Annotated in this window: 24 protein-coding genes; 10 read left to right on the top strand and 14 right to left on the bottom strand. The window is 63.4% G+C overall.

What is annotated here, in order from left to right:
* Window position 1: 1 nt before the first annotated feature.
* Entirely contained in the window at window positions 2–424 is a 423-nt protein-coding gene (locus tag FHS54_RS02800) for a GFA family protein (protein ID WP_167302255.1), read from the top strand.
* A gap of 202 nt (window positions 425–626) precedes the next feature.
* Here FHS54_RS02800 and FHS54_RS02795 read toward each other — a convergent pair whose 3' ends face one another.
* Window positions 627–1,073 carry a hypothetical protein gene (locus FHS54_RS02795; protein ID WP_167302676.1) on the bottom strand — a complete coding sequence of 149 codons (447 nt, stop codon included), beginning with the start codon at window positions 1,071–1,073 and terminating at the stop codon, window positions 627–629.
* A 138-nt stretch (window positions 1,074–1,211) separates the two neighbouring features.
* Between FHS54_RS02795 and FHS54_RS02790 the strand changes: the two genes are divergently transcribed.
* Window positions 1,212–1,883: a spermine/spermidine synthase domain-containing protein gene (locus tag FHS54_RS02790; RefSeq protein WP_167302254.1), complete on the top strand. Its 672-nt coding sequence runs from the start codon at window positions 1,212–1,214 to the stop codon at window positions 1,881–1,883.
* On the opposite strand, the gene ung is transcribed toward FHS54_RS02790, so the two are convergent.
* On the bottom strand, window positions 1,880–2,572 hold the full coding sequence (ung, locus tag FHS54_RS02785) for a uracil-DNA glycosylase (protein ID WP_167302253.1): 693 nt from the start codon (window positions 2,570–2,572) through the stop codon (window positions 1,880–1,882). The genes FHS54_RS02790 and ung overlap by 4 nt on opposite strands.
* An 86-nt stretch (window positions 2,573–2,658) precedes the next feature.
* Between ung and FHS54_RS02780 the strand changes: the two genes are divergently transcribed.
* The 3 genes from FHS54_RS02780 to FHS54_RS02770 all read left to right on the top strand — a co-directional run bounded on the left by FHS54_RS02780 (window position 2,659) and on the right by FHS54_RS02770 (window position 5,227).
* On the top strand, window positions 2,659–3,636 hold the full coding sequence (locus tag FHS54_RS02780; protein WP_167302252.1) for a serine hydrolase: 978 nt from the start codon (window positions 2,659–2,661) through the stop codon (window positions 3,634–3,636).
* A gap of 65 nt (window positions 3,637–3,701) precedes the next feature.
* Window positions 3,702–4,064 carry an Mpo1-like protein gene (locus FHS54_RS02775; protein ID WP_167302251.1) on the top strand — a complete coding sequence of 121 codons (363 nt, stop codon included), beginning with the start codon at window positions 3,702–3,704 and terminating at the stop codon, window positions 4,062–4,064.
* A gap of 89 nt (window positions 4,065–4,153) precedes the next feature.
* On the top strand, window positions 4,154–5,227 hold the full coding sequence (locus FHS54_RS02770; RefSeq protein WP_167302250.1) for a GNAT family N-acetyltransferase: 1,074 nt from the start codon (window positions 4,154–4,156) through the stop codon (window positions 5,225–5,227).
* On the opposite strand, the gene FHS54_RS02765 is transcribed toward FHS54_RS02770, so the two are convergent.
* Together FHS54_RS02765 and FHS54_RS02760 are read right to left on the bottom strand one after the other, a co-directional pair.
* Window positions 5,205–6,068: a cupin domain-containing protein gene (locus tag FHS54_RS02765; protein WP_167302249.1), complete on the bottom strand. Its 864-nt coding sequence runs from the start codon at window positions 6,066–6,068 to the stop codon at window positions 5,205–5,207. The genes FHS54_RS02770 and FHS54_RS02765 overlap by 23 nt on opposite strands.
* Window positions 6,065–7,195 (bottom strand): GNAT family N-acetyltransferase, encoded by a 1,131-nt coding sequence (locus tag FHS54_RS02760; protein WP_167302248.1) that lies wholly within the window; start codon window positions 7,193–7,195, stop codon window positions 6,065–6,067. The genes FHS54_RS02765 and FHS54_RS02760 overlap by 4 nt, the downstream gene beginning before the upstream one ends.
* Before the next feature lie 187 nt (window positions 7,196–7,382).
* On the opposite strand from FHS54_RS02760, the gene FHS54_RS02755 reads away from it, so the two are divergent.
* The 4 genes from FHS54_RS02755 (at window position 7,383) to FHS54_RS02740 (ending at window position 11,081) form a co-directional block, all read left to right on the top strand.
* On the top strand, window positions 7,383–8,381 hold the full coding sequence (locus FHS54_RS02755) for an NAD-dependent epimerase/dehydratase family protein (RefSeq protein ID WP_167302247.1): 999 nt from the start codon (window positions 7,383–7,385) through the stop codon (window positions 8,379–8,381).
* 287 nt (window positions 8,382–8,668) lie between these two features.
* Window positions 8,669–9,676, top strand: a complete 1,008-nt coding sequence (locus FHS54_RS02750; protein ID WP_167302246.1) for a KpsF/GutQ family sugar-phosphate isomerase — start codon at window positions 8,669–8,671, stop codon at window positions 9,674–9,676.
* 5 nt (window positions 9,677–9,681) lie between these two features.
* Entirely contained in the window at window positions 9,682–10,485 is an 804-nt protein-coding gene (locus tag FHS54_RS02745; protein WP_167302675.1) for a 3-deoxy-manno-octulosonate cytidylyltransferase, read from the top strand.
* Window positions 10,482–11,081, top strand: a complete 600-nt coding sequence (locus FHS54_RS02740; protein WP_167302245.1) for a histidine phosphatase family protein — start codon at window positions 10,482–10,484, stop codon at window positions 11,079–11,081. The genes FHS54_RS02745 and FHS54_RS02740 overlap by 4 nt, the downstream gene beginning before the upstream one ends.
* A 94-nt stretch (window positions 11,082–11,175) precedes the next feature.
* Here the strand turns inward: FHS54_RS02740 and FHS54_RS02735 are convergent, their stop codons facing one another.
* The 4 genes from FHS54_RS02735 to FHS54_RS02720 all read right to left on the bottom strand — a co-directional run bounded on the left by FHS54_RS02735 (window position 11,176) and on the right by FHS54_RS02720 (window position 13,925).
* The gene (locus FHS54_RS02735) at window positions 11,176–11,880 is read right to left on the bottom strand and encodes a hypothetical protein (RefSeq protein WP_243855583.1); all 705 of its coding nucleotides are present in this window, start codon (window positions 11,878–11,880) and stop codon (window positions 11,176–11,178) included.
* Between the two features lie 213 nt (window positions 11,881–12,093).
* A complete protein-coding gene (locus tag FHS54_RS02730) occupies window positions 12,094–12,639 on the bottom strand; it encodes an LptA/OstA family protein (RefSeq protein ID WP_167302244.1) in 546 nt (181 codons plus the stop codon).
* A gap of 2 nt (window positions 12,640–12,641) precedes the next feature.
* Window positions 12,642–13,286: an LPS export ABC transporter periplasmic protein LptC gene (locus tag FHS54_RS02725; RefSeq protein ID WP_167302243.1), complete on the bottom strand. Its 645-nt coding sequence runs from the start codon at window positions 13,284–13,286 to the stop codon at window positions 12,642–12,644.
* Between the two features lie 21 nt (window positions 13,287–13,307).
* Window positions 13,308–13,925, bottom strand: coding sequence for a ribonuclease D (locus FHS54_RS02720; protein ID WP_167302242.1), 618 nt, complete (start codon window positions 13,923–13,925; stop codon window positions 13,308–13,310).
* 243 nt (window positions 13,926–14,168) lie between these two features.
* Here FHS54_RS02720 and FHS54_RS16515 point away from each other — a divergent pair, with 243 nt between their 5' ends.
* Window positions 14,169–14,987 carry a cold-shock protein gene (locus FHS54_RS16515; protein ID WP_167302241.1) on the top strand — a complete coding sequence of 273 codons (819 nt, stop codon included), beginning with the start codon at window positions 14,169–14,171 and terminating at the stop codon, window positions 14,985–14,987.
* A 114-nt stretch (window positions 14,988–15,101) separates the two neighbouring features.
* Here FHS54_RS16515 and FHS54_RS02710 read toward each other — a convergent pair whose 3' ends face one another.
* The 6 genes from FHS54_RS02710 to FHS54_RS02685 form a co-directional block, all read right to left on the bottom strand.
* Window positions 15,102–16,454, bottom strand: a complete 1,353-nt coding sequence (locus tag FHS54_RS02710; RefSeq protein WP_167302240.1) for a cell wall hydrolase — start codon at window positions 16,452–16,454, stop codon at window positions 15,102–15,104.
* Window positions 16,455–16,472: 18 nt separating this feature from the next.
* A complete protein-coding gene (cysK, locus tag FHS54_RS02705) occupies window positions 16,473–17,402 on the bottom strand; it encodes a cysteine synthase A (protein WP_167302239.1) in 930 nt (309 codons plus the stop codon).
* Entirely contained in the window at window positions 17,399–18,703 is a 1,305-nt protein-coding gene (locus FHS54_RS02700) for an MFS transporter (protein ID WP_167302238.1), read from the bottom strand. Before FHS54_RS02700 ends, cysK begins: the two co-directional genes overlap by 4 nt.
* A 208-nt stretch (window positions 18,704–18,911) precedes the next feature.
* Window positions 18,912–19,310 carry a hypothetical protein gene (locus tag FHS54_RS02695; protein WP_243855581.1) on the bottom strand — a complete coding sequence of 133 codons (399 nt, stop codon included), beginning with the start codon at window positions 19,308–19,310 and terminating at the stop codon, window positions 18,912–18,914.
* A 37-nt stretch (window positions 19,311–19,347) separates the two neighbouring features.
* The gene (locus FHS54_RS02690; protein WP_167302236.1) at window positions 19,348–20,976 is read right to left on the bottom strand and encodes a helicase HerA-like domain-containing protein; all 1,629 of its coding nucleotides are present in this window, start codon (window positions 20,974–20,976) and stop codon (window positions 19,348–19,350) included.
* 120 nt (window positions 20,977–21,096) lie between these two features.
* The gene (locus FHS54_RS02685; RefSeq protein WP_167302235.1) at window positions 21,097–22,602 is read right to left on the bottom strand and encodes a Do family serine endopeptidase; all 1,506 of its coding nucleotides are present in this window, start codon (window positions 22,600–22,602) and stop codon (window positions 21,097–21,099) included.
* Between the last annotated feature and the right edge of the window lie 5 nt (window positions 22,603–22,607).

Below are 22,607 nucleotides of genomic sequence, written 5' to 3'. Positions count from 1 at the left end.
CATGATGAAAATGACCTGCCATTGCGGCCAAGTTGAAGTGCGAATCTTCAGGCAGCCGGACCATATCAATGAGTGCAACTGCACGCTTTGCAGCAAGACTGGCGCTCGCTGGTCTTATTTCCATCCCTCGGACGTAGGCATTGATGGCGCGACGACTGGATATTGTCGGCAGGACAAGGATGATCCGGGCGCGGAAATTCACTTTTGTCCCAGTTGCGGTTCGACCACCCACTTCAGCTTGACCGCCAGCGCCATATCGAGGTTTGGCAACAGCCTGATGGGCGTCAACATGTGGCTGGCGGATGAAGCCGACCTTGCGGGCATGGAACTGCGCTATCCTGATGGACGGGCCTGGTCGGGCGAAGGCGAGTTCGGCCATGTCCGGCAAGCGCGAACCCTCGGACCGAATGAGACTTTCGGCTAGTGGTCCGATTCTGACATTTGCATCCCTATCGGCTAGGTGGTGCGCAAATGTCAGAATCTTTTCGGACCACTAGCAATTATATGAATCTAGTGGATTTTACGATTTTGGCATTTGCGACCTTCCTATCCGGCCAGCGGGATGCAAATGTCAAAATCAATCCACTAGAGCGTCGTGCTGCTCGCCCTCGCGCGGTTACCACGCCTTAATTGTTCAGGCAGAAATCCCGCAGCGCCCGCGCGTCATGCAGGGCGTTGTGCGGTATCCGGCTGTTGGCTGCCGCGCTGAAACCTGCCGCGTTGACGAGTTGCAACTTCAATCCGTTCAGGTCGACCATCTGCCCCGGCCCGGTCACCAACAGGGCGCAGAAATGCGCCAGATCTTCCGGCCAGTCGGCGACGATCACCGGTTCGGCGTCGCCCGCCAGATAGTCGGCCAGATGATGCGCCGCCTCTACTCGGTCCAGTTCCATGTCGATGCCGGGCGGGACATGGCGCAGATAAGGAATGACGTTGCGTTCGACCCAGCCATGGGCCTGTTCCTGCAGCGGGAGCGAAACGTAGAATTCATCGTCGCCAAATTCCGGGACGAGCGCGACGCTGATCAGCGCGCCCGCAAATCCGTTGAATTCGGTGTCGAGGAAATAACGCATCGGGACAATCTGCCTGCAGGGAGTAGGATGGCGGGTGTGGTCCGGCAGATAGGGGGCGATTGCCGCGAGCGCCAGTGCCGCGAAAATTTGCACCGCGCGGGCCAAGCTGTCATGCGCGCCCTGACAGGAAGGAAATTCATGCAGCCTCGCGAATTGATCGACACGGCGCCCATCCCCGGCGGCCAGGAATTGAAGCTCTACCGGCGCGGTGGCGACTATATGATCGTGCTGGACCGCAATGAGTTGATGAGCAGCCGCATGAGCGGTTCGGAAAAGGCGCTGGCGGTTTTCACGCTGGACAGACTGAAACAGGTCAGCGATCCCCATCTGCTGATTGGTGGTTATGGCATGGGCTTCACCCTGCGCGCGGCGCTCGCGCAGATGGGGCCGGGCGGGCGGGTTACGCTGGCCGAACTGGTGCCGCAGATCATCGCCTGGGCGCGCGGCCCGATGGTGGATCTGGCGGCGGGATGCCTGGACGATCCCCGCGTGCGACTGGTGGAAGGCGATGTCGCCGCAGCCATTGCGTCGGCGTCCGGCAGCTATGACGCGATCCTGCTGGATGTCGACAACGGCCCCGACGGGCTTACCACGCCCAGCAACGACCGGCTTTATTCTGCGGCGGGGCTGGCCGCCGCCAAGGCTGCGCTGAAATCGGGCGGAATCCTGGCGATATGGTCAGCCGCGCCGGACGTCGCCTTTACCCGCCGCTTGCGCGATGCGGGCTTCCTGGTCGAAGAGGTCGCGGTCAAGGCGCGCGACAATGGCAAGGGACCGCGCCACGTCATCTGGTTCGCGACGAAGCGTTAGGCCGGGCTTTCGGGCAGCGCCCAATCGACCGCGCCGCGCCCCTTGGCCTCCAGAAACGCATTGGCCTGGGAAAAATGACGGCAGCCCAGAAAGCCGTTATGCGCGGAGAGCGGGGACGGGTGCGCGGCCTTTAGCACCAGATGCCGAGACGGATCGACAAACGCCGCCTTGCGCTGGGCATGTGCGCCCCAGAGCAGGAACACGACCGGCTCTTCCTTCTGGTTGACCAGCCGCACGATGGCGTCGGTAAATTGCTCCCACCCCTGTTTCTGGTGTGACGCGGCGCGGCCCATCTCTACCGTCAGCACGCTGTTGAGCAGCAGCACTCCCTGTCGCGCCCAATGTTCCAGAAAGCCGTGGCGCGAAGGCGCGATCCCCAGGTCGCTCTTCAATTCCTTGTAGATGTTGCCCAGCGAAGGCGGCGTCCGCACGCCCGGCTGCACGCTGAAGCAAAGCCCATGCGCCTGACCTTCGCCATGATAGGGGTCCTGCCCCAGAATGACGACCTTTACCGCGTCGAGCGGCGTCAGATCGAGCGCCCGGAAATAGGCGGCATCATCGGGAAAGATGCGCTTGCCCTGCGCCTTTTCGCCTTCAAGAAAGCGCTGGAGCGCCGCCATATAGGGTTGCTGAAACTCCTGGCTCAGCGGCGCGCGCCAGCTTTCGTCGAGCATGTTCAAGGTGGTCATGGCGGTGCTGATGAACCGCGCGGCAAAGCCCTGTCAACAGCGGTTGGGCCTTGCCCCGGCTCCGCGAATCGGAGAAGGATATTTCCATGCGACGCCTTTCTTCCTTCACTGCCCTGCTGGCAGGCTTGGGCCTGTTTCTTGCGCCCTTGCCGACTGCCGACGCCTTTGGGCCGACGTCCAATGTCGTCCAGCGCACGGCCGAATCGCGCCTGTTGGCGGAATTTGCGCGTTTCGCGACATTGACCGACGGTACGGTCGGCATTGCGGTGCGCGATCTGCACAGCGGCCAGTCGATCGGCATCAACAACGACACGCTTTTCCCCATGGCCAGCACCTACAAGGTTGCGGTGGCGGGCAAGATTTTTGCGCTCGCCGACGCGGGCGCACTCAGCCTTGACGAGCGGCTGCCGCGCCTGGGCACTCCGCTGTCGGTGACGACGCTGCTGGAACTCATGCTCACCCGTAGCGACAATGAAGCGACCGACGTGCTGGTGGCGCGGGCGGGCGGGCCGCAGGCGGTGAACAGCTGGCTGCAGTCTATCGGCATTCGTGGCCAGCGGGTCGATAGCAATACCGCCCAATTGCTGGCACGGGCCAAGGTCGTTGCGGCGAATGGGGGCGATGAAGCTGCCATGGAAGCGGCGCTTTCCGCCCGTCAGCGCGACGCTCGCGACCTGCCCAACCTGGCCTTTGCCGCGGACCCGCGCGACACTTCCACGCCGCGCGCGATGAATGACCTGCTGTCCGCGATCCACCATGGCAGGGCGCTCAAGGCCAGCAGCAGCGCGGCGCTGATCGCCATCATGGCCCGGTGCAAGACGGGCAAGGCGCGGCTGGCCGGGATGCTGCCCCCCGGCACGATGATCGCGCACAAGACGGGCACGCTTAACGGTCTGGGCAATGATACGGGCATCATATCCCTGCCCGACGGGCGGATATTCGCCATTTCGGTTTTCGTGATGAAAGATCGGCGGGGGCATGTGTTGCGCGACCGGATCATGGCGGAGGTGGCGCGCGCGGCCTATGACTATTTCCTTTTCGCTCCCGAAAGCCGCACGGCCTGACGCATCTGGCCTATACGCCTGCGGGATTGCCACTAACCTGACCTTCGCACCGGAGGTGAGGAAAGATGCACGCGGAGGATTTCAGCGACTTCTGGCCCTATTATCTGCAGGAACATGCCCAGCCCGGCACCAGGGCGCTGCATTATGTGGGGACCAGCATCGCCGTCGGTCTGGCGGGCGCGCTTCCGCTGGCCGGTCGCTGGTGGATGATCCCCGCCGTGCCGTTGGCGGGATATGGCTTCGCCTGGTTGAGTCACAGCCTGATCGAGCGTAACCGGCCCGCGACCTTCCGTCATCCGATCTGGTCGCTGCGCGCGGATTTCCGCATGTGGTATCGGTTCGTCACCTGTCGCATGGGGCGGGAACTTGCCAGCGCGGGCGTGCGCCCCGACGGGTCGGTCGACCCTGCCAAGCGGCGGCGGTTGTAGATCGGGGCTGCGAGCTTTCGGGCGTTCCGCAGTAATTCCATACCGATCATCGGCTTGACCGCCTGCGCGGCTCTGCCCACAAGAGCGCGATGGCCCTGACTGCCCGATTTTCATCCTTGCCGGACATGCCCGACCTCGCGAACCGCTGGCGCGCGCTGGCGGCGTCGTCGGGCGCATCCTTCTTCCTGGGCTGGACATGGACCGGCAGTTGGCTGGAAAGCTATGGCATCCGCCCGGAGCTGCTGACGGTGACGGACCCGCAGGGCCAGGACGTCGCCCTTGGGCTGGTGGGCCATGCCATGCTGCCCCGCCTGCTGGGCCGATGCGCGACGCTGTCGCTCAACCAGTCGGGCGATGCTGTCGCGGACCGGCCCTTTGTGGAATATAATGGCTTGCTGGCCGCTGCTGGGTGCGAGGAGGCGGCGGCAAAGGCTTTCCATGCGGCGATTGCCAGGCGGACCGACTGGCGGGCGTTGCGGCTCAGTGGCGTCGCCCCTGCTTCGCCTCTGATCGATGTCAAAGCGCGCCGCTCTGTCCGGCTGGATCGTTCGCCGGTCTATCAGGTCGATCTGGAGGCGGTGCGCGATGCGTCGGGCGACTATCTGTCGCTGTTGAGCGCCAATACGCGCAGCCAGATCCGCCGCGCGATCAAGGATCATGGCGGTTCGTTGCCGTCGGTTATGATCGCATCGACCGCTGACGAAGCCGCTGCCTGGATTGAGGAGATGCGTGCCCTTAATGAAGGGCGACATGCAGACAATGCCTGGGCCGACCCAGGCTTTCGCCGATTCGTTGCATTGCTCGCGGACCGGGGCCGGGACAGCGGCGAGGTTGAATTGCTGCGTTTCGCCGATGGGAATGGGGTAGTCGGGCTGCTGGTCAATTTCGTCTATCGCGGACAGGCGATGAACTACCAATCCGCCTTCGCCGCGCCGCGATCGTCCAAGGACAAGCCGGGCCTGCTGTGTCACGCTGCGGCGGTCGCGCTTTATGCCGGGCGCGGCCTGTCGCTCTATTCCCTGTTGGCGGGCAAGGATCGTTACAAACAAAGCCTCGCCACGCGCGAAGAGGCTCTGGAATGGTGGGTGGTCGAACGTTTTTCGCCCCGGCTGGAAGCGGAAGCGGTGTTACGCCGCCTGCTCAGGCGCCCAGCTTCCTCATGAGCCGGTAGGCGATCCGCCCGGCTCTCTGTTTCTCTGGCCGCGCGCCGACCCGCGTTGTGGGCAGACCCCGCCGCCGCAGCAGCGCGTTAAGGCCATGCAGCTCACCCTCCGCCACGCTCCGTTCGGAACGCCAGGTCACGGACAGGCTGATGGAGACCGCCGGGCCATTTTCGACAAAGTGCGGCGCTTTCACCGGAACATGAATGGCGTCGCCCGGCAGCAGGCGGAACGGTGTTCCCCGGTCCCGGAAATGGTCGCGCCAGTCCAGATTGCGATGTCCGCCGTCGTGGAAGGATTCGCTTTTCATCGCGGGCACCAGTTCCTGGTCCCCGGCGGGGAAAACGGTCATGACCTTTTCACCCATGATCTGAAGCAGGATATTATGCTCCGGGTCCATGTGAAATGGAGTGATGCTGCCCGGCGACGACAGGAAGAGGAAAGCCTCCCGGTTCAACATCGGCCCGGTTTCCCGCGCGACCAGTGGGGCCAGCTCCGCCAGCGCTCCGTCCAGCAGCGCGCCATAGGCCGGGTCGCGCTCGACATTTTTCAGCACGGCCCAGCTGCCGTTGGTTTCAATCGAGCGGATCGTTTCGCCCAGCGTCAGGCCATTGGCGGGCGTGTCTTCGGGACGAACGCCCAGCGGCAGCTTGCCCAGATTATATTCGACGCTGGAAGCGGGCATCCGTTCCGCCAGATGAGCGAGCGCGTCTATCGTCAGCAACTCGTGTCCGGTCAGTTCGTGGCGAAGCTTTACCGGCTGGTTCGGGTAGGCACGGGCAAAAGCGTCTCGCGCAGGGTCGGGGAATATCTGGGCGGCGGTGACGGGTTTGTAGGCGGTCATGATTGTCCCTTCAGGCGCGCAGCCAGGGCTTCGGCGCTATTGGCCAGCGCGAAGGCGACGGTGCGACCGACGCGCGCAAGGCCGCGTCCATGCAGCGCTATGCGATATTGAACGATCGTCCGCCGTTCGGCCCACAGGCTGTCGATCATCGGATGGTCGGCGGCGGCGCAGCTGTCCATCCAGCCGATAGCCGGGTCCTTCTGCACCGCGTGCAGATTGGCCAGTTCTATGAGGACCCCCGGCGAGAAGCGCCCCATCGCCTCATCAAAGGCGATCTTGAAGGAAAAGGCACCGCTGGCATGGCGGAAATTGGCGAGCATGGCGATGGCGCGCCCGTCCAGGTCGATGCGCAGCATATGGAGTCGCCCTCCGTCGAAGGCGGCGGCGCAGGCCGACCGGAAGAAGGCGGCGTCGCCGACCCGGCAAACGAGTGCGGTTCCTTCGCGCCCCTTCCACCCCGATGCTTCCAGCGCCAGGAAATCGGCGCACCAATGGGGCAGGTCGGCACGGCTGGTCAGCAGGCGCTGTTCCACCATGCCCATTTCCGCCAACCGCTTTTGCAGGCGGCGGATTTCCTTGCGCTTTTTTGCGCGGACGTGGGTTTCCCAATATTGGTCGGCGTCCAGCCCCGATCGCAGCATGGCGCGTTCGTAGCGATGCACTTCGCGCCGACCGCGCCGTTGCTCGACGCACAGCGCTTCCAAGGCAGCGGCATTGGCCCCGGCGGCGTCCAGCCCTTGCAAATGCAGGAAGCCCGGTGCCCAGTGCGCGGCATCCAGCTGAGCCAGAAAGCCCCGCCAGGCTGATATTTCCTGACCTTTACGGATCAGCGGCGCGCCGAAAAAACAATGTTCGTGCATCCAGTTGCCAACGCAGGGGATTGGCAGGCGACCATGCCGGGGCGTCACCACCACCGGGAGCAGGCCGATCAGTTCGCCGCTATCAAAGGATTCGATCAGGCGTATGTCCGGCTGGCCAGTCAGATGGTCCAGCGCCGCGCACAGCATGTCGGGCGCGTAGAAGGCGTTTGCCTCCACCGCGTCCTGCGCCAGCGCCGCCCAGCGCGCGCGTTGCGCCGGTCCATGGGCGCGGCTGTTGATTGAGGCCGGGTGCGAAGCCATATCCATGGCTCCTGTCCTTAGGCAACAATGCTTAGGGAAAGACTAAATAGTCTAAATCGGTCAGTTGGACGGCGCTTTTGGGGAAAGCCCTTTACATCGGGCGCGGGATTGTCTGTGAACGGCCATAACACCTGATGAAAAAGGGGATTTTGACGGTGAAGAGTTCCGATCTGGCCCGCATGTTGCCTGCCGCATGACCATCCTTGTTACCGGGGCTGCCGGGTTCATCGGCATGGCCGTCGCAGATCGGCTGCTTGCGTCGGGGCGGGCGGTGATCGGCATCGACAATATGAATGATTATTATCCGGTTTCGCTCAAACGCGACCGGATCACCGCGTTGCAGGATCGCCATGGCAAGCTGTTCACCTTCGCCGAGGTCGATTTTGCCGACATGGACGCGCTGCACGCGGTGCTTGCCGGGCATACGGTGGAGGCCATCATCCACCTGGGCGCGCAGGCGGGCGTGCGCTATTCGTTGATCAATCCCCATGCCTATGTCCGTTCCAACCTGGCGGGCCATGTCAACATGCTGGAATTGGCGCGGGAACGGCGGGTGCGCCATCTGGTCTACGCCTCATCTTCGTCGGTTTATGGTGGCAATGACAGCCTGCCTTTCCGGGTGGAGGATCGTGCCGACCATCCGGTGTCGCTCTATGCAGCGACCAAGCGGGCCGATGAACTGATGAGCGAGACCTATGCTCATCTTTTCCGCATTCCCATGACCGGCCTGCGCTTCTTTACCGTCTATGGACCATGGGGACGCCCGGACATGGCGATGTGGATCTTCACGAAAAAGATTCTCGCGGGTCAGCCCATTCCGGTGTTCAACCATGGCCGGATGCAGCGCGACTTCACCTATATCGACGACATTGTCAGCGGCGTGATCGGCTGCCTTGACCATGCGCCGGCCGATGACGGCGCGGCCAAGGCGGGCGGCAGCCGTTCACCCCATCGACTCTATAATATCGGCAACAATCGTCCCGAAGAGTTGATGCACCTCATTTCGGTGCTGGAGGTTGCCTGTGGCCGCAAGGCGAAGGTCGATTTCCAGCCGATGCAGCCGGGCGACGTGCCTGCTACCTTTGCCGACATCAGCGCCATTGTCCGTGATATCGGCTTCTCGCCACAGACGGCGATTGAGGTCGGGGTGCCGCAGTTCGTGTCCTGGTATCGATCCTATCATGGCGAATAGCCGATAAAAATCGCCCATGACGCGCTTGTGGCGGAAAAGTTCCGGCGACTTTCCTTGCGCTGCTGATTTATCCTTAGTGTGACAGTGGAGTCGCGCAATTTTCGCACGCCGTTAACAAATTGAATTGCCATCCCTGTCCGAACGGTCCTATTCCCGCATCGGGTGCCGGCTTAATGCCGGGACGGTTGCGGCAAATCAGATGATGGCGGTGCGCTTCCATGCGACCGCCGCCACGCTCGCCAGCCAGGGGATAACCGGCGGCGAAGCCGGGGGAAAAGGGCCTTTACGTGTCTACAGTATCAAAGATCGTGCCTTTCGGCTCCGGCAGTCGGATCGTTGAAACCGCCCGCCGGACCCTATCGACCGCGTCACAGGGGATCGACGCGCTGGAGGTGCAGTTTTCCGATCGCGACTTTGCGGCGATATTCCTTCGTCTGGTCGGCGTGATCATGGATGTCCGAGGCCGCCTGATCGTGACGGGCATGGGCAAGAGCGGCATCGTCGCCCGCAAGTTGACGGCCACCCTGACGTCGACTGGCACGCCCGCCATTTTCATGCACCCTGCCGATGCCGGTCATGGTGACCTGGGCATGGTGACGCCTGACGACGTCGTGTTGATGCTGTCCTATTCGGGCGAATCGAACGAACTTGGTCCGATCATTCATTATTGCAAGCGGTTCGGCATACCCTTGCTGGGCCTGACGGCTCGCTCCGAAAGCACGGTGGCGGCGGCTTCCGATGTCTGCGTGTTGCTTCCCGCCGTGCGCGAAGCCTGCCCCAATGAGCTGGCGCCGACCACATCGACCACGGTGCAGATGGCCTTTGGCGACGCATTAGCCATCGCGCTTATGGAAATGAGGGGCTTTTCGGCTGACGATTTCCACAAATTTCATCCCAATGGCAGCCTTGGCGCGCAGCTGCTCAAGATTCGCGAACTGATGGCGAAGGGCGACGGCGTCCCCCGCGTGCGCGAAGATGCATCATTGCTGGACGCGACCATGGAAATGACGCGGGGGCGGCTTGGCGGCACCGCTGTGCTCAATCAGGACGGGGAACTGGTGGGTGCCTTTACAGATGGCGATTTGCGCCGCACTGTCACCGACACACAGCATCTGACAGAGCCGGTCGGCCGGTATATGACGCCGACGCCGCTGACGGTGGGATCGGATGACCTTGCGTCCGAAGCATTGCGGCTGATGCATCTGCATAATGTCACCCTGCTGTTTGTGTGCGACGGTGGTCAGCTGGTTGGCGCGGTCCACATGCATGACCTGCTGAACGCCGGGGTCGCCTGAGCATCATCGTCGTCATCCCGGCACGCGCGGGATCGTCCCGCCTGCCGCGCAAGCCCCTGCACCTGATCGCGGGGCGGACGTTGCTGCATCGTACAATCGCCATGGCCCGCGCCGCGATTGGTGACCTGGCCGACGCGGAACTGGTCGTTGCGACCGACGACCGCGAGATTGCCGACCACGCATTGGCCGCAGGATGCGATGCGGCGATGACCGACAGCGGCATTGCCACCGGATCGGGCCGAGCGCTGGTCGCGGCGCTGCAGAGGCCCGTGCCGCCGCGTTTCGTCGTCAATCTTCAGGGCGATTCTCCCTTTCAGCCGAAAGGCGCGCTGCGATCCGTCATCGGGGCGCTGCAATCCGGCGCGCAAGTCGTCACTCCGGTGATAGCGCTGGATTGGGCGGCGCTGGATGCGTTGCGCGACCATAAGATCCGATCACCCTTTAGCGGGACCACGTGCGCCCGCGCTGCCGATGGCCGAGCGCTCTGGTTCTCCAAGACTATCATTCCAGCTATTCGGGGAGAGGAGGCTCTGCGCGCGAGTGAGCCGACATCGCCGGTTTGGCGGCATGTCGGGCTTTATGGCTACACGCTTGAAGCACTCACGCGCTTTGAAAATGCCCCGCCAACGGCGTTGGAGACGATCGAGGGGCTGGAGCAGTTACGCCTGTTGGAGCTGGGCATCCCCGTCATGACCGTGCCCGTCGAACCGCCGCTGTTCGACAGTTCCGGCATCGATACGCTCGCCGACATCGATCGGGTGGAGGCTCTCATCGCCATCCATGGTGACCCGACGCCCGCTCTGCCATGACCCGGCGCATCTTCATCATTCGTCATGGTAACACGTTCGACAGCAGTGCCGACGCCCGTCGCATCGGCGCGGCGACCGACATTCCGCTGGTCGAAAGCGGTCGCGTCCAGGCCGATCGTCTGGGCAGCTGGTTCGCCGAGCGCAGCTTGCCAATCCGTTGCATTCACAGCAGCCCGCTACAGCGCGCGAGGGAGACGGCGATGCGGATCGCCGCCGCGACCGGTCATGCGTTCACCGGCCCGTTGCCCTGGCTCAGTGAAATCGATCATGGCCCCGACGAAGGTCGTCCCGAAACCGAAGTGTTGGACCGGATCGGAGCGCGGGCATTGGCGGACTGGGACGAACAAGGCATCGCGCCCGACGGCTGGATCGTGGACGCCCCGGCACGCCTTGCCGCCTGGAGAAAATGGTTCGCGAGAGAAGTTGAGGGGGAGGGGGCGGAGCTGCTGGTGACCAGCAATGGCGCGGCCCGATTCGCGCTGCTCGCATCAGGGCTGCCCTCCACGTCGCTCAAGCTGCGCACCGGCGCATTGGGCGAACTCGCCGTGGAGAGCGATGGCGAGGTGCGACTGATCCGCTGGGACGAGCGCCCCTAGCGCATCCCTGCCAGAAGGCACGGGCTTTGGTCATGCGGAGGGACGAGATATCCCCCCGTCGCTGCACCTCTCGTTCCCGATAGCGCGGCGATCATCATCCCGCAGGTGTGATGATTGTCGCCGAAGCGGGTTGGGCCGTCGGAAGTGCTGTTGGAACATCCGCTGAAGGCGTGGCCGTCGGAGCCGCCGGTTGCGCCTTCAGGCTGGCCGCAGCGGTCTGGAGCGCCACCGCCGCCGCTTCCAGCGCGGCCACGGCCGACGTGGATGAGGCTGGTGGGTCAGCTATGGCCACCGACGCGGGGACAGGCGAGGCGGGCGGTGTTGCCGTCGGTGCCGGGGCAGGCGCAGACGCCGCTGTTGCTGCAATTGTGACCGGGGCCGCCACTGCCGCGCAGACCGTTTCTATGCCCATCCGGCTTTCGGAAAAATTCTGCGCCAGCTTGGGCAATTCCGTATCCCGTGCGTCTGTTGCCACGGTCAGCAGCGTGTCCATCATCTGGCAGTAGCTGGCCGTCTGGGGATTGCCGGAATGCGTATTGCCCAATTTCGTATTGAACTCTTCATAGGCGCGCAGGCCATCGCTGATACCGCTTGTGCGCATGAAGCGGGCCTTGAGTACATTATTATAGCTGGAAAGCAGCCCGATGTGACGGTCGGTGAAGGCGCTATATTTGTCGGCCAGCCCCACATTGAGTGACTTGCACTTTAGGGAACCAAGCATCAGCATGACGTGCAGATCGCGGACTTTGGCGGCCTCTACTTCATAGGGTTGCCAACAACTGGCTTCTTCTGCGGCCATGGCCTGGCCAGAAAAAAGCGCAAAAAAGCAACAGGCGGCACTAGCCGCTATTCGCAAGCGTGACATGGTGGACCTCGCAGAATCGAAGGTGACCCCGCAGATTTTCATGATAGCATTTTGCCCAAAAAATGCCATTATTATTAACTTGACAGTGACATTTCGGGCGCAGCGATTTCGTCGCTGTGCTGCCGGCGAGGCAGTGCTGGAAAAGGGTCAGTTATTCCGCTGCGGAACCGAAAACGTCCCCGACACGCGTCCACCTGATCCACCCGATACGCCCGGAGCGCCGCCGGATGAGCGCCCGTCCACGGTCGACCGGCCACTGGTCAGGTCGATAACCAGTCGCCCGCCCGTCAGTCGGCTTGCGCCCTGGGTCAGGCTGACATTGCCGATCATGGTGATCAGCCGTTTGTTGAGGTCGTAGATGGCTACATTGCCGCGTGCGGTTTCGCTGCCCTTGGTGACGACGACGTTGCCGGTCGCGTCGATCCGGTCGACTTCCACCCCGCCGCCGTTCGATCCGCCATTGCGGTAGGCGACCGTCATGCGCGCCGCGTTGAGCCGCATGCCCGCCTGGGTCACCTCTACATTGCCGGATACCACGACGCGATCGGCGCGATCCTGCACTTCGATGCGGTCGGCGTTGAAGTTGACGGGCGCGTTGCTGTCATGATTTTTCAGCACCTGCGCCTGGACGCTGGGATGGAATGCAGCCGCGCCGAGTGCGCCAGCCGACAGCAGGATCAGCGATATCTTCATCACTACCGCCCTTTGAGGCCATTTTGTTCGATGCGCAAGCTTGCCCTGCCCTGCAGCGTCACGGTGCGGGCATTGAGGTCGGCTTCCAGATGATCGCCGCTGAATGTCCCGATGGGGATGCGGCCATCCACGCGCCCGTTGCTGCGCATCGTTCGCGTCTTGAGGTCGATGCCCACGTCCCGCGTCGTCAGCCGGTATCCGCCTGCGGCCTGGAACTGCACGGGGCCGTCCACCGCCACCCGTTCGCTGTCCATGTCGTACCGACCCTTGCGGGCGTTCAGCAAAGCAGGGCCTTCGGACAGCAGGACGCGCGCGGACATGTCATTAAGGTCGACCACAGGTTCGCGCGAGCTTTTCTGCACCGCCGACCCCGCGCGCAGCGAAAAGGGCTGCCCCTTGCTGTCTTCACCGCGATAGAGCGCTTCGGTGACGCGCATACGTTCCTGCGCCACTTCCACCTTGTTCTTGTCGAGCACGAAGCTCACCTTGTCACCGCCCACAAAGGGGGCGGTCGCCAACAGTGCGGCCAACACGCCCGCCGCAACTGGAAGCCAGTTTCGGAGCATCCCGACCACCCGGTCATGACTTCCCCTCGGCCGTGCCCATTGCCGTCGTGCGCTGCGTTGCTGTTCCGCCTGGATTGACATGGAGCGCCTGCCTCCCGCCCTTTACATATGGGCGAAGATGTCGATCTCCGGCCAGCCTGCCAGGTCCAGGTCGGCCCGGTGGGGGAGGAAATCGAAACAGGCCTGCGCCAGTTCCATCCGGCCTTCGCGTATCAACCGCTTGTCCATTTCCAGCTTCAAGGCGTGCAGATAGCGCACGTCTGACGCTGCATATTCCTTCTGCGCGTCGGACAGGGTGGGTGCACCCCAGTCGCTCGACTGCTGCTGCTTGCTGATCTCTTGTCCCAGCATTTCGCGCACCAGTTCTTTCAAACCATGGCGGTCGGTATAGGTGCGGATCAGGCGGGACGCGATCTTGGTGCAATAGACGGGCGCTGCCACCACGCCCAGATAATGTTTGATCGCCGCAAGGTCGAAGCGCCCGAAATGATAGAGTTTCAGCCGTGCCGGGTCGGCAAGAACCGCGCGCAGGTTGGGCGCGGCATAGTCGCTGCCGGGCATGAATCGTACCAGATGTTCGTCACCCTGGCCGTCGCTGATCTGCACGACGCACAGGCGGTCGCGCGGCGTGATGAGGCCCATGGTTTCGGTGTCGACGGCAACGGGGCCGGGGGCGAGGACGCCTGCGGGCAGGTCCTCTTCATGAAAATATACGCTCATCCGACCCCTCTATGGCGAAAGCCGTCGCAACTCAATCGGCGCTTTTGCGGGGTGCCTAGAAAGGCTGGCCAGCAGGCCTTGGCGTCAATGCGGGAGCAATCGGGCTAAAATCATTCGCGCTGCCCTGAAAAATTGATATAGTGATTCCCTAAAGCCGCATCCTTGCGGTGGATTCTGCATGTCATTTCGCCCGGCATGTTTGTCCGATTTAGTCTTGGGCGAAGCGAAAGTGACCAACAGGGCATGAGTTTTGATAGAGGTCGCCGCGGCGGGCGCGGCAAGGATAAGCGCGACGGGTTCGGCGACGACAATTTCTACGGCGGCGGTGATCGTGGCGGCTTCGGCGGTGATCGCGGCGGCTTTGGCGGCGGCGATCGCTTCGGCGGTGGCGGCGGTGACCGCTTCGGCGGCGGTGGCGGCGGTTTCCGCAGCGGCGGCGGCGGTTTTGGCGGCGGCGGTGGTGGCGGCTTCGGCGGCGGTCGTGGCGGCGGTGGCGGTATGCCTGCCCAGGTCGTCGGCGAAGGCACCGGCGTAGTCAAATTCTTCAACGGACAAAAAGGCTTCGGCTTCGTCGTTCGTGATGATGGCGCGGAAGACGTGTTCGTTCACATCAGCGCTGTGGAGCAGGCTGGCCTGACCGGCCTTGCCGAAGGTCAGCCGCTCGGCTTCACCCTGGTGGATCGCGGCGGCAAGATTTCTGCGACCGACCTCAAGATCGAGGGTGAGCCCCTTCCGGTCGTCGATCGTCCGCGTGAACCCCGTGAACCCCGCGCAGGCGGCTTCGGTGGTGACCGTGGCGGCTTCGGCGGCGGCGATCGCGGTGGCCCGCAGCGCCAGCTGACGGGTGAGCGCGCCAGCGGCACGGTCAAGTTCTTCAATGCAATGAAGGGCTTTGGCTTCATCCAGCGCGACGACGGTCAGCCTGACGCATTCGTCCACATCAGCGCCGTAGAGCGTGCAGGCATGTCTGCCCTCAATGAAGGCGACCGTCTGGACTTCGAACTGGAAGTCGATCGTCGCGGTAAGCACGCGGCCGTCAATCTTCAGCCGAAGAACGACTAAAACGCGCCTGCCCGCTTTCGCGGAGAGGATAGAAGGGGTCGCCTGCCCGGCGGCCCCTTTTTTATTGCATGGCTCCAGGGTGGCGCGCGTGACCGTGTGGGGTGTCAAGGCTGCCTATTGAGTTGGCATGTCCTTCTGCGCCACGACAGGGGCGGGCGGTATGATCTTCACCGTTTCGAACCGATCCTTACGCCGCACGCCGCCGAGCGTCGGCACGACGACCTTTGTCGCCGGCTCACGGGTCTGCGCGGGGGCGGGATTGCGTTGACGCATGCATTCCCCCGCATTGGCGCGTGGCGATTGGGTGCAGTTCCAGAGGGATCGCTGCAGGCCCGTAGCGGCATTGTGGATATAGGCGAAAGTCATGCTTTCCATCTGATCCCCGGTCAGGGGCAGCCCCGACGGAGCGTTGCCCGTCCGCCATGCCATGATTCGGCATTCGGGCCGCCCGGCGCAGAATGTCTGCGCCATCGCTGGCCACATGTCAGGCTGGCTGTCGCGGCTTAGTTCCACCAGGAAACTTTTCGCGCCCGGCGCAATCGTGATCAATCGCGCGCCTGCCATCGTCCGTCCGACAGACTCCGCGCCGATGGCTTGTTGAGGCTGGGCCGCCAGTGTCGCCACGCCGCCGCCCGGCAACAGCACCGGCGGCAGGCCAGCGATCAGGATGCCGTCGCCCTGATGCGCTGCCGACAGATGCGCGATGCGGGGGATGACTGGCTCTGTCGACGCTCGGCTCAAGCGGAAGGCGGGGGGCGTGCCCCACCATCCCCGCCACCGGAAGAAGAGATGCGTGTCGACCGCCGCGACCTTGTCCAGGCTGCTGCTCCAATAGGGCACCACCCAGTCGGTATGATAATGGGTGGCATAGCCGACCGGCTTGAACACCTGGCCAGCGAGCGCTGCCCGCGCAATGTCCCGCGCCCGGTTCCATGCGGCCTGCGTCGGTGACCGGGCCAGTGCGCCGTCGCAGGTGAAGGTGAACTGGCATCCGGTCGATCTTTCCTGCCCCTGGAACACCACGCCGCAGACGGTCTTGGGGAAAGCGGGGTGACGCACCCGGTTCAACACGACTTGGGCGACCGCGCGCTCTCCCACCGCATCGTCGCCCGCTTCGTATAGTTGCGCTGCCGCCAGACAGTCGATCGCGCGCGCCTGATCAATCGGCGTGCCCGAAAAGACGAAGGGCCGCGCCGCTGGACTGGGCAGGCGCGAAAAGGGGATGGCGGAATTGAAGGCCCGCGCCTGATCGCGGTCCAGTTCATAAAGCTCCACGGGTTGCACCGCAGGCGGGGGCGTCGCCGCCCGTGGGGCGCGGGCAGTCTGGACCAGCGTCGTGTGAAAGGCGCGGATGGTGGGGCCGGTTGCTTCCCAATGAGCGACCGTGGCGGGCACGCCGACGAACAGCATGAACCAGAACAGCCACATCAGGGGATGCGGCCGGGCCATGGGTGCAGCGTCGATCATGCCCGCTTTGGCGCGGTGCTATTCGGGCAGGAAGTCGGGCACCGACAAATAGCGTTCGCCGGTATCATAGTTGAAGCCCAGAACGCGGCTACCGGCGGGCAGTTCCTTCAGCTTCTGGGCGATCGCGGCGAGTGTTCCGCCCGACGATATGCCGACCAGCACGCCTTCCTCCCGCGCGGCGCGGCGCGCATATTCCTTGGCATCCGCCGGATCGACCTGGATAACGCCGTCCAGAAGCTGGGTATGCAGATTGGCGGGGATGAAGCCCGCGCCGATTCCCTGAATGGGGTGCGGCCCAGGCTGCCCACCGCTGATCACCGGCGAAAGCGTCGGCTCCACCGCATAGACTTTGAGGTCTGGCCACAGCTTCTTCAGCACTTCCGCGACGCCGGTGATGTGGCCACCCGTGCCGACGCCGGTAATCAGCACGTCGATTGGGCTGTCGGCAAAGTCGGCCGCGATTTCTTGCGCGGTCGTGCGGACATGCACATCGATGTTGGCCGCATTTTCAAACTGTTGCGGCATCCATGAGCCGGGCGTCTGTTCGACCAGTTCCAGCGCGCGTTCGATAGCGCCCTTCATCCCCTTTTCCCGCGGCGTCAGGTCGAAGGTCGCGCCATAGGCCAGCATCAGTCGGCGGCGTTCCACCGACATGCTTTCAGGCATCACAAGGATCAGCTTGTAGCCTTTGACCGCAGCAACCATGGCCAGCCCGACTCCGGTGTTGCCGGACGTCGGTTCGATGATGGTGCCGCCGGGCGTCAGGTCGCCCGATTCTTCGGCTGCTTCGATCATCGATAGCGCGATGCGATCCTTGATCGACCCGCCCGGATTGGATCGTTCCGATTTGATCCAGACTTCCGTGCCTTCCGGCGCATCGCCGAACAGGCGGTTCACGCGGATATGCGGCGTGTTGCCGATGGTTTCGAGAATATTGGCAGCTTTCATGTGGCCTTCTCCTGGCTGATATCGGCCTCCCTTATGTCGGGTGGGTCGAAGGTACGTGCAAGGCGCAGCTCAGGGAAGAGGCGCGCCCAGAAAAGCGTGATTATGATTGCACCGATCCCGCCGCCGATGACGGCCACGACGGGACCGACCAGCGCGGCGAGGAAGCCTGATTCGGCTTCCCCCAATTCATTCGATGCGGATATGGTGAGTTGCGACAGGCTGGACACGCGGCCCCGCATCGCGTCGGGCGTGTGAAGCTGGATCAGCGACTGGCGCACATAGACAGACACCATGTCGGCCGCGCCCAGCGTCACCAGCGCGCCGATCCCCACTTCCATCGCGATGGACGTCGGCAGGAAAGCGGTGCAGCCGAACAATATGGTCGCCAGGCCGAATATGATGACCGCCGCCAGCATCTTCACGCCCACATCCCTTTGCATCGGGCGGATGGAAAAGAAGAGCGCGACCAAGCCTGCGCCGATTGCGGGCGACGCGGCAAGATGACCCAACCCCCTGGACCCCACATGCAATATGTCGCGCGCATAGACCGGCAGCAGCGCCGTCGCCCCCGCCAGCAGGACCGCGAACAGGTCAAGCGTCATGCTGGCAAGCACCAGCCGGTTGGACCGCACATAGGTGAAGCCGTCCACCATCTGCCGAATGGGGTGGCGGGTCGTGTCACGGGGCGGTTGGGGGACAGGGCTGATCATCATCATGCCGACCCAAGCCAGGGCAAAAAGGCCCGACGCAACGGCATAAGCGCCCCATGGCTCAATCGCATAGGCATAGCCACCCAGCGCCGGACCTGCGATCATGCCCGTCTGCCATGCCACGCTGGAAATTGCGATGGCGTTGGGCAGCACGTCGCGCGGGATCAGATTGGGCGCGAGAGCCGAATAGGCCGGTCCGTTGAAAGCCCGCGTGACACCGACCACTGCGGCGATGCCAAAGATCAACGGCAGGCTGATCCACCCTTCATATGTCGCCAGCGCCAATACACCCGAAGCGGCGATCAGAATGAACAGGGTGATGCGCGAAATGTAGCGCCGGTCGAAATGATCCGCGACCCATCCGGTCAGGGGGGTCAGGAAGAAGAGAGGAAGGAATTGGATAAGGCCGATAAGGCCCAGCTGCGCGGCGGCCCCCGACGTGCTCATCGTGCCACGAGCGATGTTGTAGGCCTGCCACCCCAATATCGTCATCATGGCATATTGCGCGAGGACGGCCGCGAACCGGCTCCACAGATAGGCCCGGAAATTGCCGAAGCGAAGCGGATGGCGCGAATGGGCGAGGGCCGTCATCCGTTTTCCTTAGAGCATCGCGCGGAAAAGTGGGAACCGGTTTTCCGCAAAAAGCGATGCGGCAACAAAGGCATAGAGCAAGCTGCGTGATTCATATTTCACGCAGATCGCTCTACCCCTTGCTCAGCGCGATAAGCAATGACGGCGGTAGGGAAAGCGAACAGGCTTTCTTTTCAAGGGACAGGCCCTGCTTGCGGCCAAGTTCCGCTTATCTTTCCGGGTCGATCAGGACACCGCTGACCGACCCGTTGCGCACCGAACAGACGAATGGCACGGACTGAAGGTCGCCATAGGGACCGACATCGCCCTCGACTTCCCACCCGGTCGACATGGAACTGGTTCTGGACCTGCCAATGATGGCTGCGCCCGGCCCGGCTTCCTCGCGCGCCTTGGCTGCACAGGCCGCGCTCGCTGCCCTTGCCGAGCTGATATTGCCATAGCCCGGAGAGCTATAGGGCTGTCGCTTCGCGTCGCGTTCCGCCTGACGGTCCTTCGCGATATCGCTGACGATCGCGGCGTTCGCGGCGCGGCGCAGTTCGCGGTTCGACTGGGCCGCCGCAGGAATTGCTAGGCCCAGCACCACTATAGAGCCGGCCACCATTGCCATGCGCATCGATCTTCTCCCGTTGTGACTGACAATATCCCTATTTGAACAGGCCGCCCAATATTCCGCGCACCAGCTTGCCAGCCAGGCCGCCCGATGATCGCCGGGTGGACCCGCCGAACACGGCACGCCCCAGTTCATTGGCCACCTGCCGTCCCACCGCAGAGGCGGCGGAGCGGGTGGCGGACTGAACGGCACGGTCCATCGATGAGGGCCGGGCCGCTTCGCGCGCGGCGGTGGCGTCGCGCCGCGCCTGTTCTTTCAGTTCCGCCTCGCGCTGCTTCGCCTCCATTTTGGCCTGAGCAGCGGCGGCCTTTTCGCTTTCCGCCTGCGCCTTGGCGGCTTGGACGGCGGCGGCTGCCGCTTCGCCGCGCGCCGCCAATATCTCCTCGGCCGATTCGCGGTCGACCGCCGTGTCATATTTGTCGGCGCAGGGGGAGATGGATTGGATGATGGCGCGTTCCTTGGCGTCCACCGGCCCCAGGCGTGATCGTGGCGGAGCGATCAGCGTGCGCTGCACGATGCTGGGCGAACCATCATCCTGAAGCAACGAAACCAGCGCTTCGCCGACCCGGAGTTCCGTGATGGCCGTTTCGACGTCGAGATCGGGATTGATTCGGAATGTTTCCGCTGCCGCCTTGATCGCCCTCTGGTCGCGCGGGGTGAAGGCGCGCAGGGCGTGTTGAACGCGGTTGCCCAGCTGTCCGGCCACTTCTTCGGGAATATCGATCGGGTTCTGCGTCACGAAATAGACACCGACACCCTTCGACCGGATCAGGCGCACGACCTGCTCGATCTTGTCGGTCAGTGCCTTGGGCGCGTCGTCGAACAGCAGATGCGCTTCATCGAAAAAGAAGACGAGCACCGGCTTGTCCGGGTCGCCGACTTCAGGCAACGTTTCGAACAATTCCGACAGCAGCCAGAGCAGGAATGTGGCGTAGAGCCGGGGGCTCTGCATCAGCTTGTCGGCGGCAAGTACATTGACATAGCCCCGGCCCTGATCGTCCACCTTCAGGAAATCATGGATGTCGAGTGCCGGTTCGCCAAAGAAATGGTCGCCGCCCTGACTGTCCAGCTGCAGCAGTTGGCGTTGGATGGCACCGACGCTCGCCTTTGTCACATTGCCATAGCGGGCCGACAGCGTGTCGGCATTTTCCGCGCAATGGACGAGCATTGCCTGAAGATCGCCCAGGTCGAGCAGGAGCAGACCCTGATCGTCGGCATATTTGAAGGCGATCGACAACACGCCTTCCTGAGTTTCGTTAAGGCCCATCAACCGAGACAGCAGCAGCGGCCCCATTTCACTGACAGTGGTGCGGATCGGATGACCCTGCTCCCCATATAAATCCCAGAATATGGCGGGATTGTCGGCATAGCTGTAATTATCGACGCCGATTTCCTGTGCGCGGGCCACCAGCTTGTCAGCGTTTTTCGCGGTCGGCGATCCTGCCATGGCGATGCCGGACAGGTCGCCCTTCACATCGGCCAGGAATACGGGAACGCCGCGGGCTGAAAAGCTTTCTGCGATGCCCTGCAAGGTTACGGTTTTTCCCGTGCCCGTCGCGCCGGTGATCAACCCGTGCCGATTAGCGCGCCGCAGGTTCAGTATCTGCGGGATGCCGCCATCCTTTTCTGGTGCGCCAAGGCCGATGAAAATGCCGTCGCTCATGTGCCCCTTGCTCCCTCAAACGGTTCGAGCCGCGCCTGCCGGTGACGGCTTCCACACTATAGGGAAGCCAATCATCCGGGCAAGCGCGGCTCGTAACGATCCGCTTTGTGTTGAGCCGCTTTATTTGTCGCGCAGGCGCACCGGCAGGAACACGGCGGGCTGGCCGCGCCGCAACACCTGCAGCAGGATGGCGGTACGGCCCTGCGCCGCGACCTGCTTCACCTGGGCATCCAGATCGGCCTGGCTGGCGACCGGGCGGTTGTTGGCGGTGATGACCACGTCACCCCGGCGCAGGCCCTTGGCACCCGCATCGGTTGAACTGTCCACCGCCGTGATCACGATGCCGCGCGTTTCGGCGGCGATGCCAAGCTGGCGCGTGATGCTGGGCGTCAGCGGGATCGCCGAAATGCCGAGCGACTGCTGGCTTGCCTGCGGGCCGGACGAAGGCGGTTGCTGCTGGCTGAAATCATCGCCCTGCTGCTGGGCGAAGCTGTTCAGTTCATCTTCCGATGGTCGTTCACCGACGATGGCGGTGACCGTCTGGCGCTGACCATTGCGGATCAGCACGATCGGCACCCGTGTCCCAATCGGCTGGTTGGCGACGATGGACGACAGATTCTGGTCCGGCGTCACTTCCTGGCCCGATACGCTGACGATCACGTCGCCCGGCTTGATCCCGGCACGGTCCGCGCCCTTGCCGGGCTCCACGCCCTGGACGAATTCGCCACGGTTCTTCGCAAGGCCGAGCGAATCGGCCATGTCTTCACCCAAGGGGCTGATCTGGATGCCCAGATAGCCGCGCTTGACGCTCTGTCCCTTGCGCAGGGTCGCCACGATGGGAGCCGCCTGTTCGGCAGGAATGGCGAATCCGATGCCGACATTGCCGCCCGATGGCGACAGGATCTGGCTGTTGATGCCGATCACATTGCCGCGCATGTCGAACATCGGGCCGCCGCTATTGCCCTGGTTGATCGATGCGTCGGTCTGGATGAACTTGTCGTAGGTGCCGCCCGTGCCGCGATGGACAGCGGAAATGATCCCGGCTGTCACCGTGCCAGACAGGGCAAAGGGATTGCCGATGGCAATGACCCAGTCACCCACGCGCGCCTTGGTGCTGTCGCCGAATTTGACGAAGGGCATGGGCTTCTTTGCGTCGATCTTCAGCACGGCGATGTCGGTCGCGGGGTCGCGGCCGACCAGGCGGGCGCTATATTCCTCACGATTGGTGAGCGTCACCGTGATGGAATCGACCGAAGCGCTTTCTGCTCCAGCAGAAACGACGTGATTGTTGGTCACGATGTAGCCGTCGGCGGAAATGAGGAAGCCCGACCCCAGCGATTGCGCCTGACGGGTCTGCGGCTGTCCGCCGGGCGCGCCAAACAATTCGCCAAAGGGCGTGCCTGCGAACGGATTTTGCACCTGCACACGCTGCTTGGTCGAAATGTTGACGACGGCAGGTTGCAGTTTTTCCACCATGTCGGCCAGGCTGGCGGGCGCACCCGCAGGGGCCGCGGCCTGCATGCCTTCATTCTGGGCAGTCTGGGCGCCGACATTGGGGCTGGAGGTTACGGCGACGGCGGTGCCGCCAAGCAGCAGGGCACCGGTGATGGCATAAGCGTAACGCACTCGTG

The organism is Sphingobium vermicomposti (assembly GCF_011762025.1).
Taxonomy (GTDB): domain Bacteria; phylum Pseudomonadota; class Alphaproteobacteria; order Sphingomonadales; family Sphingomonadaceae; genus Sphingobium; species Sphingobium vermicomposti.
This window is presented reverse-complemented; position numbering and strand designations above follow the sequence as displayed.

Coding starts and splice junctions, on each gene's coding strand:
- FHS54_RS02800 (WP_167302255.1), top strand. CDS start 2: ATGATGAAAATGACCTGCCATTGCGGCCAAGTTGAAGTGCGAATCTTC.
- FHS54_RS02795 (WP_167302676.1), bottom strand. CDS start 1,073: ATGCGTTATTTCCTCGACACCGAATTCAACGGATTTGCGGGCGCGCTG.
- FHS54_RS02790 (WP_167302254.1), top strand. CDS start 1,212: ATGCAGCCTCGCGAATTGATCGACACGGCGCCCATCCCCGGCGGCCAG.
- ung (WP_167302253.1), bottom strand. CDS start 2,572: ATGACCACCTTGAACATGCTCGACGAAAGCTGGCGCGCGCCGCTGAGC.
- FHS54_RS02780 (WP_167302252.1), top strand. CDS start 2,659: ATGCGACGCCTTTCTTCCTTCACTGCCCTGCTGGCAGGCTTGGGCCTG.
- FHS54_RS02775 (WP_167302251.1), top strand. CDS start 3,702: ATGCACGCGGAGGATTTCAGCGACTTCTGGCCCTATTATCTGCAGGAA.
- FHS54_RS02770 (WP_167302250.1), top strand. CDS start 4,154: ATGGCCCTGACTGCCCGATTTTCATCCTTGCCGGACATGCCCGACCTC.
- FHS54_RS02765 (WP_167302249.1), bottom strand. CDS start 6,068: ATGACCGCCTACAAACCCGTCACCGCCGCCCAGATATTCCCCGACCCT.
- FHS54_RS02760 (WP_167302248.1), bottom strand. CDS start 7,195: ATGGATATGGCTTCGCACCCGGCCTCAATCAACAGCCGCGCCCATGGA.
- FHS54_RS02755 (WP_167302247.1), top strand. CDS start 7,383: ATGACCATCCTTGTTACCGGGGCTGCCGGGTTCATCGGCATGGCCGTC.
- FHS54_RS02740 (WP_167302245.1), top strand. CDS start 10,482: ATGACCCGGCGCATCTTCATCATTCGTCATGGTAACACGTTCGACAGC.
- FHS54_RS02735 (WP_243855583.1), bottom strand. CDS start 11,880: ATGGCCGCAGAAGAAGCCAGTTGTTGGCAACCCTATGAAGTAGAGGCC.
- FHS54_RS02730 (WP_167302244.1), bottom strand. CDS start 12,639: ATGAAGATATCGCTGATCCTGCTGTCGGCTGGCGCACTCGGCGCGGCT.
- FHS54_RS02725 (WP_167302243.1), bottom strand. CDS start 13,286: ATGTCAATCCAGGCGGAACAGCAACGCAGCGCACGACGGCAATGGGCA.
- FHS54_RS02720 (WP_167302242.1), bottom strand. CDS start 13,925: ATGAGCGTATATTTTCATGAAGAGGACCTGCCCGCAGGCGTCCTCGCC.
- FHS54_RS16515 (WP_167302241.1), top strand. CDS start 14,169: ATGAGTTTTGATAGAGGTCGCCGCGGCGGGCGCGGCAAGGATAAGCGC.
- FHS54_RS02710 (WP_167302240.1), bottom strand. CDS start 16,454: ATGATCGACGCTGCACCCATGGCCCGGCCGCATCCCCTGATGTGGCTG.
- cysK (WP_167302239.1), bottom strand. CDS start 17,402: ATGAAAGCTGCCAATATTCTCGAAACCATCGGCAACACGCCGCATATC.
- FHS54_RS02700 (WP_167302238.1), bottom strand. CDS start 18,703: ATGACGGCCCTCGCCCATTCGCGCCATCCGCTTCGCTTCGGCAATTTC.
- FHS54_RS02695 (WP_243855581.1), bottom strand. CDS start 19,310: ATGGCAATGGTGGCCGGCTCTATAGTGGTGCTGGGCCTAGCAATTCCT.
- FHS54_RS02690 (WP_167302236.1), bottom strand. CDS start 20,976: ATGAGCGACGGCATTTTCATCGGCCTTGGCGCACCAGAAAAGGATGGC.